The 15,232-nt window shown below is 41.8% G+C and carries 16 protein-coding genes; 15 read left to right on the plus strand and 1 reads right to left on the minus strand.

The features are described 5' to 3' along the window. Window positions 1-22: 22 nt before the first annotated feature. From P4V41_RS09465 to P4V41_RS09480, 4 genes are all read left to right on the plus strand, one after another. Window positions 23-790, plus strand: coding sequence for a menaquinol-cytochrome c reductase cytochrome b/c subunit (locus tag P4V41_RS09465; RefSeq protein WP_328084586.1), 768 nt, complete (start codon window positions 23-25; stop codon window positions 788-790). Window positions 791-858: 68 nt separating this feature from the next. Beyond that, entirely contained in the window at window positions 859-1,425 is a 567-nt protein-coding gene (locus P4V41_RS09470; protein ID WP_328084588.1) for a DUF1405 domain-containing protein, read from the plus strand. An 86-nt stretch (window positions 1,426-1,511) separates the two neighbouring features. Next, complete coding sequence (locus tag P4V41_RS09475) at window positions 1,512-2,306, plus strand: sporulation protein YpjB (protein WP_328084589.1); 795 nt, start codon at window positions 1,512-1,514, stop codon at window positions 2,304-2,306. 93 nt (window positions 2,307-2,399) lie between these two features. Next, the gene (locus P4V41_RS09480; RefSeq protein WP_328084590.1) at window positions 2,400-3,080 is read left to right on the plus strand and encodes a zinc metallopeptidase; all 681 of its coding nucleotides are present in this window, start codon (window positions 2,400-2,402) and stop codon (window positions 3,078-3,080) included. A 49-nt stretch (window positions 3,081-3,129) separates the two neighbouring features. On the opposite strand, the gene P4V41_RS09485 is transcribed toward P4V41_RS09480, so the two are convergent. Next, window positions 3,130-4,002: a YitT family protein gene (locus tag P4V41_RS09485; protein ID WP_137789063.1), complete on the minus strand. Its 873-nt coding sequence runs from the start codon at window positions 4,000-4,002 to the stop codon at window positions 3,130-3,132. A gap of 190 nt (window positions 4,003-4,192) precedes the next feature. Between P4V41_RS09485 and P4V41_RS09490 the strand changes: the two genes are divergently transcribed. The 11 genes from P4V41_RS09490 to dinG all read left to right on the plus strand — a co-directional run bounded on the left by P4V41_RS09490 (window position 4,193) and on the right by dinG (window position 15,168). Continuing rightward, window positions 4,193-4,537 (plus strand): nucleotide pyrophosphohydrolase, encoded by a 345-nt coding sequence (locus P4V41_RS09490; protein WP_137789064.1) that lies wholly within the window; start codon window positions 4,193-4,195, stop codon window positions 4,535-4,537. Beyond that, on the plus strand, window positions 4,530-5,333 hold the full coding sequence (gene dapB / locus P4V41_RS09495; RefSeq protein ID WP_328084591.1) for a 4-hydroxy-tetrahydrodipicolinate reductase: 804 nt from the start codon (window positions 4,530-4,532) through the stop codon (window positions 5,331-5,333). Before P4V41_RS09490 ends, dapB begins: the two co-directional genes overlap by 8 nt. A gap of 11 nt (window positions 5,334-5,344) precedes the next feature. Beyond that, the gene (gene mgsA, locus P4V41_RS09500; RefSeq protein ID WP_328084592.1) at window positions 5,345-5,761 is read left to right on the plus strand and encodes a methylglyoxal synthase; all 417 of its coding nucleotides are present in this window, start codon (window positions 5,345-5,347) and stop codon (window positions 5,759-5,761) included. After that, window positions 5,758-6,450: a bacillithiol biosynthesis deacetylase BshB1 gene (bshB1, locus tag P4V41_RS09505; protein ID WP_328084593.1), complete on the plus strand. Its 693-nt coding sequence runs from the start codon at window positions 5,758-5,760 to the stop codon at window positions 6,448-6,450. Before mgsA ends, bshB1 begins: the two co-directional genes overlap by 4 nt. Before the next feature lie 12 nt (window positions 6,451-6,462). Next, on the plus strand, window positions 6,463-7,602 hold the full coding sequence (gene bshA / locus P4V41_RS09510) for an N-acetyl-alpha-D-glucosaminyl L-malate synthase BshA (protein WP_328084594.1): 1,140 nt from the start codon (window positions 6,463-6,465) through the stop codon (window positions 7,600-7,602). After that, entirely contained in the window at window positions 7,599-8,780 is a 1,182-nt protein-coding gene (locus P4V41_RS09515; RefSeq protein ID WP_328084595.1) for a CCA tRNA nucleotidyltransferase, read from the plus strand. The genes bshA and P4V41_RS09515 overlap by 4 nt, the downstream gene beginning before the upstream one ends. After that, the gene (locus tag P4V41_RS09520) at window positions 8,768-9,754 is read left to right on the plus strand and encodes a biotin--[acetyl-CoA-carboxylase] ligase (protein WP_328084596.1); all 987 of its coding nucleotides are present in this window, start codon (window positions 8,768-8,770) and stop codon (window positions 9,752-9,754) included. The genes P4V41_RS09515 and P4V41_RS09520 overlap by 13 nt, the downstream gene beginning before the upstream one ends. Before the next feature lie 477 nt (window positions 9,755-10,231). Beyond that, the gene (panB, locus tag P4V41_RS09525; RefSeq protein WP_328084597.1) at window positions 10,232-11,071 is read left to right on the plus strand and encodes a 3-methyl-2-oxobutanoate hydroxymethyltransferase; all 840 of its coding nucleotides are present in this window, start codon (window positions 10,232-10,234) and stop codon (window positions 11,069-11,071) included. Further along, window positions 11,068-11,952 carry a pantoate--beta-alanine ligase gene (gene panC, locus P4V41_RS09530; RefSeq protein WP_328084598.1) on the plus strand — a complete coding sequence of 295 codons (885 nt, stop codon included), beginning with the start codon at window positions 11,068-11,070 and terminating at the stop codon, window positions 11,950-11,952. Before panB ends, panC begins: the two co-directional genes overlap by 4 nt. Further along, on the plus strand, window positions 11,937-12,320 hold the full coding sequence (gene panD, locus P4V41_RS09535) for an aspartate 1-decarboxylase (protein WP_066395605.1): 384 nt from the start codon (window positions 11,937-11,939) through the stop codon (window positions 12,318-12,320). Before panC ends, panD begins: the two co-directional genes overlap by 16 nt. 40 nt (window positions 12,321-12,360) lie before the next feature. Next, window positions 12,361-15,168, plus strand: coding sequence for an ATP-dependent DNA helicase DinG (gene dinG / locus P4V41_RS09540; RefSeq protein ID WP_328084599.1), 2,808 nt, complete (start codon window positions 12,361-12,363; stop codon window positions 15,166-15,168). The last annotated feature ends 64 nt before the right edge of the window (window positions 15,169-15,232 follow it).

Below are 15,232 nucleotides of genomic sequence, written 5' to 3' on the forward strand. Positions count from 1 at the left end.
TAAGAGCAAAGGAGGGAAATATATGCATCGCGGTAAAGGAATGAAGTTTGTCGGTGACTCTCGTGTCCCTGCTGAGCGCAAACCGAATATTCCAAAAGATTATTCGGAGTTTCCGGGAAAAACGGAAGCGTTCTGGCCAAACTTTCTTTTAAAAGAATGGATGGTAGGAGCCGTATTCTTGATCGGATACCTCGTACTGACAATCGTCCATGAATCTCCTTTGGAGAAAAAAGCAGATCCTACCGATGCTGGATATATTCCTCTACCAGACTGGTACTTCCTATTTTTATACCAGCTTCTGAAGTACAAGTATGCGGCAGGGGATTATGTTCTTATCGGTACTGTTATTATACCTGGTCTAGCATTTGGTGCATTAATGCTTGCGCCATTCTTAGACAAAGGGTTGGAGCGACGTCCTTCTAAACGTCCGATCGCAACTGGGTTAATGTTATTAGGTTTGATTTCTGTTACATATTTAACATGGGAATCTGTTGTGACACACGATTGGGAAAAAGCGAAGACTCAAGGTAAGATCGTTGATGTAAGTTTTGATGAAAACGATCCTGGCTACAAGATCTACCAAAAACAGAGCTGCGTAGGCTGTCACGGTAACACGTTATCAGGTGGTGCATCAGGACCTTCATTGATCGGAACAGGTTTGAAGCCTGAAGAAATCATGAAAATCGCTAAAGAAGGTAAGCCGCCAGGCATGCCTCCGAATGCGTTTAAAGGTTCAGATAAAGAGCTAAAACAATTAGCGGAATTTATCTCAAAACTAGAAAAGAAATAATAGACGGAAGCCGGCTCAGTATGGGTCGGCTTCTTTTCTGAACATAGTAAAAAAAGGAGCATGTGATTATGTCCTGGATTCGAACGATCATCATGGATCGAATGTTTTTACTAGCACTACTTTTAATCAACATATTAGGCACAATTTACGGTTATTATTGGTATCTTTATCAGCTTCAAGATACTCCATGGTACTTTTTACCGTTCGTACCCGATAGCCCTACAGCATCACTATTTTTTGTTTTTGTTATTATCGGCTTCTTGAGAGATAAACAGCATGGGGCGATCGAGGCATTGGCTGTAGCAACACTCTTTAAGTATGGTATATGGGCAGTTGGAATGAATCTTGGTGGTGCTTTTGTTGGAACGCCACTCGATCCCATTAACTACATGCTTATCTTTTCTCACCTGGGTATGGCGGTTCAAGGGCTACTTTATGCTCCGTTTTATAAGATAAAGGGTTGGCATGTTACGCTTGCTGCACTCGTCCTTTTTCATAACGAGATCATCGACTATGTGTTTGATATGATGCCGAGATATGACATTCTTGATCCGTATCAAGATATGATCGGGTACTTAACCTTTTGGTTGTCCGCCCTTTCAATTTTCATTGTTTGGAAAATGAGAAAAGCGTAGAGCACGCTCCTAATCCTTAATTATAGGTCTATCCTTGTCCCAGCTCTCATACGTTTTAAGTATAAGGGGTACAGGAGGGACAACGGATGAGAAGGTTTGGATGGGCATTGATGGTTCTTTGTATGGTTTGTGGACTTGCTATGCCAGCATTTGCATCAAATCATACAGAAACGAAGGAATGGTCTCTGATCAATGAGCTTACGAGTGAGATCTGGGAACTTGGTAAAATAGAACGGTATGAAGAAGCAGCTGGCGTGCTGCAGTTTACTTCCGCCAACATCATTCATATAGAAGATGTCCTGTCCTTGAGACCGGAACAGAAGCGTCTTGTTGAATATACGTTCAGAGATGCTGTGTCTTCTCTTCAGAATCCCGAATGGTCAAAAGAAAAAAAGTTAAACAAACTTACAGAGGTTCGTTTATTAGTGGATGCCCTTCAGACAGAATATGAACCGTTATGGAAAAAAACAGGTCTGATGATGTTAGAGCCTTTTATCACGATGGAAAAAGGAATTAGTGAAGATGATTCAGTGGCGTTTCATCAGGCTGCTAACCTATTACTCGAACGGTACGAAACGGTCAGACCGGCACTCATGGTCGACTTGAAAGATGAAGATTTAGAAAAGCTCGATGAACACGTTTCTTATGTTGATACGAACCGCAGTAAGATTCTTACGGATTCCGTTCATCAAAAACAGCTCGAGACAGCTGCTGCTGATTTTGAAGCATTGTTCTTCGCGAAAAAAGATAACTCAGAGCCATCTCTCTTTTGGCTAATATTTTCAATCGGTGGAATCATATCATCAACATTAGCTTATGTAGGATGGAGAAAATACAAGGGTGATCAGCAAGATGGATTAAGAGTGCCAGATAAACGTTAATGGGTCATGAGTCATGCGTATTCTTTGACAAACTGTGAGTTGAAAACGTAAAATGTGAGTATCAAAAGCTTTTTATATGGAGGAATGCCAACGATGGGTGGATTTTTAATCTACTTCGCAATTTTGCTTATCGTTCCAATCTGGGCTCAGATGCGAGTGAAAAGCACGTACAAAAAGTATTCAAAAGTGAGTAACAGCACAGGTAAGACAGGTGCGGAAGTAGCAAGAGAGATATTAGACCAAAATGGACTCTACAGCGTTCAAGTAGAGCCAGTTAGAGGGATGCTATCTGATCATTACGACCCTCGCAGCAAAGTAGTTCGTTTATCTGAAGATAACTACTACGGAAGTTCGATTGCAGGTGCAGCCGTTGCAGCCCATGAAGTAGGACATGCGATTCAGGATGCAGAAGGCTATGCGTTCTTACGTTTCAGACATGCACTAGTTCCTGTTGCTAACATCGGATCTAACTTTTCGTTTTTCTTAATACTCGGTGGTATGCTTTTAAGCTCGATGAACATGTTCCTTCTAGGGATTATCTTCATGTCAGTAGCTGTATTATTTCAATTCGTTACACTCCCGGTTGAGTTTAATGCAAGCTCTCGTGCCATGGACCAGATCGTTTCAACGGGTCTGATTCGTAACAATGAAGAGCGCGGAGCACGTAAAGTTTTAAACGCAGCTGCATTAACCTATGTAGCTGGTGCCTTAGTAGCGTTACTCGAACTAGCACGATTTATCTTCATGTTCTTAGGGATGAACCAAGACGACTAATTCTAATTAAACAGCAAAGCTCCCGATATTTTTATCGGGAGCTTTTTTTCTATCTGCCTATCGGATTCTTATCAGCATCAAGTGTGAAACCTTCACCGATTACTTCATGAACATCATTTACGGTAACGAAGGCATGCGGATCGATACGTTCAATTACCTGCTTGATCCGAACGATCTCGTTCTTAGCGATAACACAATACAGCACTTCACGGATATTTCCTGTAAAAGAACCTTTACCGTTTAAGATCGTCGCACCACGGTCCAACTCTTTGATGATATCTGCTGCGATCTCGGTATTCTTATCTGAAAAGATCATGACTGCCTTTCCAGCATATGCGCCTTCTTGCATAAAGTCGATCACTCGCGCACCGATGAAGACAGCAACAAGTGTGTACATAGCTTCTTTATAATCTAAGTATACGAGAGAGATTGCGATAACGACGAAATCGAAGATGAACATCGTTTTCCCCATGCTCCACCCTAGAAATTTATGACCGAGTCTTGCAATAATATCTACTCCGCCAGTCGTTCCACCAAAGCGGAAGATGATTCCTAGCCCAACTCCGATAAATACACCGGCAAACAAAGCAGCAAGTGTCATATCTTCTTTAAGATTGATCGTAACAAAAGAGAAGCGCTGAAAGATAAATAGAAACACCGAAACGGCAACTGTACCGATGATCGTATAGATGAAAGCGTTTCTGCCAAGCAGCTTCCAACCAACAAAGAACAATGGAATGTTGAGCGCTAGGTTAGAATAAGAAGGATCGATCGAGAAAAGAAAATAAAGAATAAGGGTGATCCCAGTAAAACCACCTTCTGCTAAATTGTTCGTCATATTAAAATGAACGATTCCGAACGAAAAGATGGCAGCGCCAAGTAAGATGAATAAAATATTTTTTAGTTTGATCGGATAAGTCATATGAGGCCTACTTTCTTTAAAGCTTTTTCTAAAATACAAGATCGTTGCTTTGAGGTATACTTCTTCAATAATATAGCAGTTGTTTTTAGTCATGCCTTCCTATTATAAGCGAAATTTCATGAAATTTGTCAAACAGAAAAAATACCGATAACATAAAGAAGACTAATATTGAATGAGGAGTGTCAACATCATGGCCAATCGTACATTAAAAGAGAGTCAGGACGTTGTAGATCAATACATATCGCAGTTTAAAGAAGGCTATTTCAGTCCTTTAGCTATGCTTGCAAGATTAACAGAAGAATTAGGGGAACTTGCCCGTGAAGTGAACCATCATTATGGAGAGAAACCGAAGAAATCAACAGAGGATAAAAAGACGGTCGAAGAAGAACTTGGGGATATGTTCTTTGTGTTGATCTGTCTGGCAAATTCCCTCGATATAGATCTGGACGATGCGTTAAAGACAGTAATGAATAAGTTTGAAACACGAGACAAAGACAGATGGACTAAAAAAGAAGGAGAGACTACTCATGAATAATATTCGTATCATACTTGCAGGACCACGAGGAAAGATGGGTCAAGAAGCGTTGAAGATGATCGAGGAAACTCCACATTTTGAACTAGTGGCTGCAGTAGATTCAAAAAATGATGGACTTCAAGTTAAAGATTTAACTGGTGCACCACAGTCTCTAGAAGCACCTGTATACGATGATATGGGAAACTGCCTTTCTTCTATTGAAGCTGATGTCGTTGTCGATCTTACGCGTCCAGATATCGGCAAAAAACATCTTGAGTTGGCTCTTAACCACGGTCTTCGCACAGTAATTGGAACGACAGGCTTTTCAAATGAAGATCTCGAGCGTCTAACGGCGTTGGCTGAAGAAAAGAAGACTGGTGCCATCATCGCGCCAAACTTTGCGATCGGTGCGATCTTAATGATGAAGTTTTCTCAAATGGCAGCGAAATACCTTCCGGACATAGAAATCATTGAAAAACATCACGATCAAAAGCTGGATGCGCCGTCTGGCACGGCATTAAAAACAGCACAACTGATCACGGAAGTTCGTGAAGAAAAGAAACAAGGTCATCCAGATGAAAATGAGGATCTTAAAGGAGCTCGAGGCGCTGAACTAGAAGGAATTCGTATTCATAGTGTAAGATTACCTGGACTAGTCGCGCATCAAGAAGTTATCTTCGGCGGTGAAGGTCAAGTCTTAACGATCCGTCATGATTCGATGAACAGAACGTCTTTCATGCCAGGTGTCCGACTTGCGGTAGAAAGTGTGATGAACATTGAAGGTCTTGTATACGGCCTTGAAAATATTATGGATTAAGAGGGGATACTATGAAGATAGCTTTAATTGCGCACGATAAGAAAAAGAACGATATGATCAATTTTACCGTCGCATACGCACCCATCTTAAAGGACCATACCCTGTTTGCGACAGGAACAACAGGGTTTAAAATAAACGAAGCAACGGGGCTTGATATCAAACGTTTTCAATCGGGGCCATTAGGAGGCGATCAGCAGATCGGAGCATTAATTGCAGAAAATGATCTTGATCTTGTTCTATTTTTCAGAGATCCGTTGACCGCACAGCCTCATGAGCCTGATGTATCAGCACTAATGCGTTTATGTGATGTGTATCAGATTCCGCTCGCAACAAACTTGGCTTCAGCAGAACTTTTTATTCGATCACTTGAACGAGGAGATCTGGATTGGAGAAAAATAATAGATGAAAGAGAGTCAAAGAAAAAATGACCGTTGAAAGCTGGCTTGCCTTTGGCGCTCATGCCGATGATGTAGAAATTGGTATGGGAGCTACGATTAAAGCAGAAACAGAGAGAGGCCGTGACGTAATTATCTGTGATTTAACAGAAGCAGAACTGTCATCGAACGGCACTGTCGACATCCGTAAAAAAGAGGCTGAAAGAGCAGCTGAACTTTTAGGAGTTAGAAAAAGAAGTAACCTACAGTTGCCTGACCGTGGTCTTTATATGAAGGAAGATCATATTCTAAAGCTGGTTTCAGTGATCCGTGAGCATAAGCCAGAGTATGTATTTGCTCCCTATTGGGTCGATCGTCACCCAGACCATGGGAACTGTGCTCGTCTCGTAAAAGAAGCGGTCTTTTCTGCAGGAATAAAAAACATCAAAGACAAAAGTCATCAACCTGCACATAAAGTAAAAAATATTTTTTATTACTTGATCAACAGTGCAGAAAGACCTCAATTGTTTGTAGATGTTACGGGCTCATACGAAACGAAGATTGAGGCGTTAAAAGCCTACCCATCGCAGTTTGTGAAAACACTAGAAAGCGTTGAAACACCATTAACGAACGGTTATATCGAACGTGTAGAATCCCGTGATAAGCTGTTTGGTCTTGAAGCAGGTGTGAGTTATGCAGAAGGGTTCATCACAGAACAAACTTATATAACTAACCATTTATAAGGAGAAAGTTTTATGACGTTAAAAATCGGCATCACTTGTTATCCGACCGTAGGCGGATCAGGAGTGGTTGCAACAGAACTAGGAAAACTATTAGCAGAAAAAGGGCACGAGATACATTTTATAACATCAAGTGTTCCTTTTCGGTTAGGAAAATTCTATCCGAATATCTTCTTTCATGAAGTGGAAGTGAACCATTATTCTGTGTTTAAATATCCACCTTATGACCTTGCTTTAGCTAGCAAGATGGCAGAAGTGGCGAAAAGAGAAAAGCTAGATCTTCTTCATGTACATTACGCTGTACCGCATGCCGTTTGTGCGGTGTTAGCAAAACAAATGCTAAACGATGAAATGAAGATTGTTACAACTCTACACGGAACAGATATTACGGTACTCGGTTACGATCCTTCACTAAGTGAGATGATCAAGTTCGGTATCGAGAAATCTGATGTGGTTACATCTGTTTCTCATCAACTTAAAGCAGATACGCTAGAGCTTTTAAATATCAACAAAGACATCATTCCTGTACATAACTTTGTAGATGAAAGAGTGTATTACAGAAGAAGCAATAATGCTGAATTGAGACAAACGTACGGAATTGAAGAGAATGAAAAAGTAATCGTCCATATATCTAACTTTAGGAAAGTAAAAAGATTAGAAGATGTGATCAAATCATTTGCGCTCATTCGAAAAGAACTTTCTTCAAAGCTGTTACTGATCGGAAACGGTCCAGAACTAACGACGGCGTGCGAACTGGTACGTGAATTGGATATTGAAGAGGATGTTTTGTTCTTAGGAAAACAAGAGAATGTCGGTGAGTTGTTCTCGATCTGTGACCTGAAGCTACTTTTATCTGAAAAAGAAAGCTTTGGACTCGTACTGTTAGAGGCAATGGCATGCGGCGTACCTGTTATCGGAACCAATATCGGTGGAATACCGGAAGTAATCGTGGATGGGGAAACAGGTTATATGGTAGAGCTAGGTAATCCCGAATCGGTAGCAAAAAAAGCGATAGCTCTTTTGCAGGATGAAGAAAAATTAATGAAGTTCAGAGAAAATTCCGTAAGACATGTTAAAGAACATTTCTTATCTGAAAAAATCGTCTCGATCTATGAAGATATCTATTATTCCTTAGTAGAGGATCGCACGGTATGAACGAAATGTTCCAAAACGCCTTGCCGATATTAAAGCGATTGGAAGAGGAAGGGCACAGAGCTTATTTTGTTGGAGGCTGTGTGCGAGACCTCATACTCGCCCGTTCGATCAAAGATATCGATATCGCGAGCTCTGCAAGACCCGAAGACATTCAGAGAATCTTTCCAAAAACCATCCCGGTCGGTATCGAACATGGAACAGTTATCGTGAGACACGAATCTGTATCTTACGAAGTTACAACGTTTAGAAAAGAAGATGAATATCAAGACTACAGACGGCCTTCAAAAGTATGGTTTGTTGATGATTTAAAAGAAGATCTCTCTAGAAGAGATTTCACTTTCAATGCGATGGCCATGGATACATCGTTTAAGTTGATCGATCACTTTGGAGGACGTGAAGATCTTGAGAGAAAGCAGATTCGGACTGTCGGAGATCCAAATCTGCGCTTTTCAGAAGATCCTCTTCGCATCATGAGAGCTTGCCGGTTCATGAGCATGTTTAACATGACGATCGAAGAAGAAACAATGCTTGCGCTCAAAAGTAAAGCATACTTGCTAGAGCGAATCTCAACCGAACGTATAGCGATTGAATTCATTAAACTGCTTCAAGGTGTACAAGCGGGTATTGTTCTAAATGTAATGAAGAAAAGCTCTGTTCTTGATCACTTGCCTACTGTTATGCAAGAGAAACAGACTGGTCTTTATCAAGATTTTGATTGGAACACTTTAGAATCTGATGAACAAAGATGGACAGCTATTTTATTGTTATCTGATGTGAGTGATGTTAGAGAATTTTTAAAAAGTTGGAAGCTTCCGAATCACATGATCAAAAAAGTAGGTGAGCTTATGTCCGCCTATCGTATTACTTCATGGAGCAAGTTGGATTTGTACCGATTTGGCTTGGAAACAGCATTATCAAGCATTACGTTAAAAAGTGCGATCGAAAATAAGGATTATGCTGAAGAGATCGTTCAACTTAAACAGCGATATACCGAGATTCCGATCACATCTAGAAAAGATATTCCGCTAGACGGAAAGGAAATAACAAAGATCACACAACGAAAACCAGGAATTTGGTTAGGAAAGCTTTTAGAAGAGATGGAGAAAAAAATCGTTGAGGGTGAACTAGACCTCAGCACGTCCGCACTAAAGGATTGGGTAAAAAGGTGGGAGCCATGATGAAAGAAGCACTGTTGCACATGCTTACAGAACAAGAAGGAAAGTTTGTTTCAGGTCAAGAGATCAGCAATAGACTCGATTGTTCGAGAACAGCGATCTGGAAACACATATCAGAACTTCGTAAGAACGGCTACACGATCGAAGCTGTTCAGAAGAAAGGATACCGATTGATTACTTCTCCTGATGCCGTAACGGCTGAAGAAGTGTCATTATACACAGGTGACGGATCATTCGGTAAGAAGATCACATACCGAGAATCTGTAAATAGTACTCAAGAGATCGCACATGCTCTTGCTCGAGATGGCGCGGTCGAAGGAAGCATCGTACTCGCTGACGAACAAACCGGTGGCAGAGGACGGTTAGGGAGAGCGTGGCAATCTCCCAAGGGGACAGGGGTTTGGCTGAGCTTGATCTTAAAGCCTAACATCCCCCTCCAAAAAGCTCCTCAGCTTACATTGCTAATAGCGGTAGCTGTTTCTAAAGCGATCGAAAAAGTATCAGGCATTGAAGCAGCGATCAAATGGCCGAACGACATTTTAATCAGCGGTAAAAAGTCAGCTGGTATATTAACAGAACTACAAGCGGAAGCGGATTCTATCCATTCGGTCATCGTCGGCATCGGAATCAACGTGAATCAAGAACGACAGCACTTTTCTGATGAGATCAGTGAGATCGCTACAAGTCTAGCGATTGAGAGCGGGCAAACATTCAAACGAGCTGAAGTAGTTGGTGTGCTTCTTCAAGAGATCGAAGCTTTGTATCATCAATATCTTGAAAAAGGATTTGGAGTTATAAAGTTATTATGGGAATCGCGAGCCTTCAGTTTAGGTAAACGAATCACAGCAAGATCCATAACAGGAGCGATCACAGGTTATGCAAAAGGAATCACTGAAGAAGGCGTGCTGCTTTTAGAAGACGATCATGGCGTCGTACACTCCATCTATTCAGCTGATATCGAATTTCCTTCTACTTAAGGAAAGTCCGTGATAAAATAAAGTTGTAGGCGGTATCCATGTGGAACTGCACTAATTTTATCTAGTTTTGACCACAAACCTTATATCTGCCTAGATCCATATTTAGGACCGGGACAGAGGGAGCAAACAATTAAAGTCTAGGATTTTTTCCTATGCCTTCTTCCTCTATTGGAAAGAAGGTTTTTTGCACTTCTGGCCCTGTTAGTTAAAGGCAATTTCCGTAATGCCCTGTTGTTGAGGGATGTTGATTTTCGCTCCAGGTTGCACGCTTTCCACGGGGCGAACGGTGAGCCTCCTGCCGCTTTGCGCCATTAGGAGTCTCCACCTGACCGCTCGTCCCGTAGGAGTCGGCAACCTTCCGCTACAATCAACATGCTATGAGGATTAAATTCCAAATAGCAACATTCCGTTAGAAAGAACCTAACAAAAAACAACTGCTTATGGAAAAAGCCAAACAAAGAACAGGGAGGCTTTATGATGAAAACGACGAAAAGTTTTCTTAAGATGAAGAGAGATGGCGAAAAGATCACGATGGTAACGGCTTATGATTATCCGACAGCGGTAATCTGTGAAAAAGCGGAGATGGATCTTTTGTTAGTCGGAGATTCTCTTGGCATGGTCGTGCTTGGCTATGATTCAACGATTCCCGTTACGATGGCAGATATGATCCATCATACGAAAGCCGTTAAACGCGGCGCGCCGAACACGTTTATCGTAACGGATATGCCGTTTATGACGTATCACGGTTCGATCGATGAAACATTGAAGAATGCACGAAGAATTCTTCAAGAAAGTGGTGCCTCTGCTGTCAAAGTAGAAGGCGGAAAACAGATCGTTCAAACTGTTGAACGATTAACTGACGCTGGAGTTCCTGTCATGGGACACCTTGGTCTAACACCTCAGATGGTAGGTGTGATGGGCGGTTATGGTGTTCAAGGAAAAGAAGAAAGAGACGCAGAGCGACTAATCGAAGAGAGTCTGTTGCTTGAAAAAGCTGGTGCTTTCGCGATCGTTTTAGAATGCGTTCCGCAGCAGTTAGCAGAGATCGTAACAAAGAAACTAAGAATTCCTGTTATCGGGATTGGTGCAGGTAAACATACAGACGGGCAAGTCCTAGTCTACCATGATATGATTGGATACGGTTTTCACCATGTACCGAAGTTTGTGAAAACGTATGGAAACGTGAAGGATGTTATGGTCGAGGGGCTTTTAAAATATAAAGAAGACGTAAGAACAGAGCAGTTTCCTGAAGAAAGCCACAGTTTTAATATGAAGGCTGAAACGCTTCATTCTCTGTACGGAGGAGTCCAATCATGAAACAGATCAATTCCATCAAAGACATGCAAAAACTAATCGCTGATGAAAAAAGAGCTGGAAAAGTAATAGGATTCGTACCTACGATGGGGTATCTGCACGATGGTCACTTATCTTTGATCGAACGTGCGAAGAAAGAATCTGATGTGATCGTTGTCAGTATCTTTGTAAATCCGTTGCAATTTGGACCGAACGAAGATTTTGACAGATATCCTCGTGATCTTGATCGTGATCAAAAGTTGGCAGTAAAAGCGGGAGCAGATGTATTATTTTTTCCAGATACGAAAGAGATGTACCCCGATGAATCGGTTGTTACAGTCTCCGTAAACAAACGAGTAGATGCGCTATGCGGGGAAAGCCGAGTTGGGCATTTTGACGGAGTTGCGACAGTACTTACAAAGCTGTTTCATATCGTTTCGCCTGATTTCGCTTATTTTGGACTGAAAGATGCGCAGCAAGTGGCTGTCATCGAAGGTCTTGTTGAAGACTTTAACTTTCCAATAAAAGTGATCGGGTGTGAAACAAAGCGTGAGGCTGACGGTCTTGCGATGAGTTCTAGAAACGTATATCTCAATGACAGCGAAAGACAAGAAGCGGTTCATCTGAGTGAATCTCTTGTAAAAGCGAAAAAATGGCTTTTAGAGGGTGATAGTGGTGAGACCGAACAAAAGATGATAAAATACTTGGAGGAACATACGAGCGGTATTGTTGATTATTGCAAGATTCTTTCGTATCCTGAACTTCTTCCTCCTACACCCCAATCTAAAAGATTGATCATTGCTGTAGCTGTAAAATTCAGCAAAGCGCGTTTGATTGATAATGTCATCTTAGACAACATTTTAAGTAGACTAGAAAGCGAGGAAGAAACATGTTCCGTACGTTAATGAAAGGCAAGATCCACCGTGCTACGGTGACTGAATCTAATTTAAACTATGTTGGCAGCATCACGATCGATGAAGATATTTTAGATGCTGTTGATATGATTCCGAACGAAAAAGTTCAGATTGTAAATAATAATAATGGTGCACGTTTTGAAACGTATATTATCCCTGGAAAACGAGGTTCTGGTGTGATGTGCTTAAATGGCGCAGCAGCACGTCTCGTGCAAGAAGGGGATGTTGTTATTGTTATTTCCTACGGAATGTATGATGAGACCGAAGCAAGACATCATGTACCGAAAGTTGCGATTATGGACAAGAACAATCGTGTACAAGAGATGCTCGGAGTTGAACCTGAGGCTACTATTTATTAATTCGATATAAAACAAGCCACAGGGGAATGAGGTGAAGGCTATGACACGGCGATTTGTCGTTATCGATTTTGAAACAACAGGAAATTCAGCAGCAAAAGGAGACCGAATTATCCAGATCGGTGCGGTCGCCGTTGAGGCAGGAAAGATAACGGACAGATTTTCGACGTTCATCCAGCCAGGCGTTCCCATCCCCCCATTTATTGAGCAATTGACGGGCATCAACGACGATATGGTGAAAGATGCCCCGTTGTTTGAAGAAGTGGCACCAAAGCTCCTTCAGATGTTAGAAGGAGCTTATTTTGTTGCCCATAATGTCATGTTTGATTATTCGTTTTTGCAAGGTGAACTCGACCATGCAGGGTATTCGCGGCTATCCATGCCGCTAATTGATACGGTTGAGATGTCAAGATTGCTTCTTTTAGGAGCAGACGGCTATCAGCTCGGTATGCTTGCCGATTACTTAGGGTTAGAACACCTTAACCCTCATCAAGCTGACAGTGATGCAGAAGTAACAGCAAAACTCTTGATCCATCTATTAGAAAAGCTAGAAAATCTCCCACTCACAACACTTGAGAGACTTACACCTTTTCTAAAGAAACTGCAGAGTTCTTTAGAGAGTATCGTAGGAGATATGATCGCGGAGAAGTCAGCTTTTTTAGCAGATGAAGAGACATATGATTTTTATCGTAAGCTCGCTCTTAAAAAAAGACCAGATTTTGTACAATCTTCAGATAATGATTTTACAGCCTTTAAAGACGAAGAGGTTCATGATCAGCTTCAGCAGCATATGCAGCACTACGAAGTGCGAAAAAGTCAGCAGAGAATGGTCGAACTCGTTGACGAGGCACTTCATACGAATCAGCACCTTGTGATTGAAGCGGGAACCGGTGTAGGTAAATCGCTCGGTTATCTTATACCGGGTATTCGGCATGCAAAGGAAAAAGACCGGCCACTTGTCGTTTCTACACATACCGTTCAGCTTCAGCAACAGCTGTTAGAACGCGATGTTCCACTGTTGAAAAGAATCATGCCATTTGATTTTACAGCGACTCTTCTTAAAGGAAGAAATCATTATCTGTGTTTAAGAAAATTTGAACATACGCTAATGGATCATCACGATGATAACTACGATATGAACTTTACAAAAGCACAACTCATCGTATGGCTTACAGAAACGGAGACAGGTGACGTAGAAGAACTGTCCATGGCCTCTGGTGGAAAGCTGTTTTGGAACACGGTCAAAAGTGATGCAAATTCTTGCTTGAACCATAGATGTCCTTGGTTCTCCAGATGTTATTATCACAAACAGCGGAGAGCCGCTCATGAATCAGATCTTGTGATCACGAACCATGCGTTGTTGTTTACCGACTTGAAGTCTGATAATCAACTGCTGCCTGCTTATAAAGAAGTCGTCTTAGACGAGGCGCACCACATAGAAGAAGTCGTGAGCGATCATTTTGGAAAAGAGACCGATTATTTTTCATTCGTTAAGCTCTTAGATCGTCTATCTCAGACTGATGGAGACGGAATGATGAATACGTTTAGGGAAATCTGCGATCTACTTGAAGTCCCTAAATACGAACACCATCTCGCCAATTGGGATACTCTTTTTACTGATGTGAAGAATGAGCTTGATGAGATTTTCAAGCAGATCAAGACGATCTGTTTACGCAAAGCAAAATCTTCTCGCTCAACAGAGTTAACGAAATTAACCCTTCGTTATACGAAAGAAGATATAGAGGCTGCCGCTTGGGAGCCAGTTCTAGAGATGGAAGCACGAGTACGTCAGTTTATGGGTGATCTTGTGAAGCCTGTCAAACGTGTTATAAAGAGTTTTGATCAGTACGAAGAACATCTAACGGTTCAGCAAAAAGGTTTCTTAGTCGACTTAGAAGGCATCTTAAACGATCTGCAGGATGAGATGACAGATCTGCATCACTTATTGTCTTGCCCGTTATCTGAAGAAGTGTACTGGATGGAAGCAGAATCAAAAGGTCCGAGACATGCGGTTACACTCTTTGCGAAGCCGGTTGAGATCGATCAGATTCTAGCTGATAAGTTCTTTGGGAAGAAGAGCTCGGTCGTGCTCACTTCTGCGACGATGAGTGTGAAGAACAGTTTCCGTTATTTGAGTGAACGGCTTGGACTTTTAGACTTTGGTCCGATCAGCGCACAGCTTCCTTCACCATTTCAATATGAACAACAAGCGAAGCTGATGGTGCCAACTGACATTCCGCTCATTAATGAAGTGGATCAGAAAACGTTCGTTAAAAAAATCTCGTCTTCTCTCTACGAGATCGCAAAAGTAACGAAAGGGCGTATGCTCGTTCTGTTCACTTCTTACGAGATGTTGCGAGAGACACACGGAGCGTTCAAAAGCTTGATGGATGCCGAAGAGTTCGTACTGATCGCACAAGGCGTAGATTCTGGAAGCCGGGCGCGTCTCACAAAGAACTTCCAGCGATTTGATAACAGCATCCTGTTTGGGACGAACAGTTTTTGGGAGGGTATCGATATCCCTGGTGACGATCTCTCTTGTCTCGTTATCATCCGTTTGCCGTTTACACCGCCTGATCAGCCTGTGATGGCGGCTAAAAGCGAGAAGTTAAAAGCAGAAGGCGGTAATCCGTTCTACGATCTTTCCCTGCCGCAAGCGATCATACGCTTTAAGCAAGGGTTCGGCCGATTGGTAAGAAGCAGCCGAGATAAAGGAGCCGTATTCGTGTTCGACAGAAGAATGATCGAGACGAGATACGGAAAATCCTTCATTCAATCGCTGCCAAAACTGCCGGTATCGATCAAACCAATTGATGAACTCGTGTCAGAACTTGATGATTGGATGGAATAAGGTGAAAGAAGAAGCAGATTTTTTGCTTCTTCTTTTTTCTTTGCTCTAAATTTTTTTTTCATTT

Source organism: Fictibacillus nanhaiensis (assembly GCF_036213205.1).
Taxonomy (GTDB): domain Bacteria; phylum Bacillota; class Bacilli; order Bacillales; family Fictibacillaceae; genus Fictibacillus; species Fictibacillus nanhaiensis_E.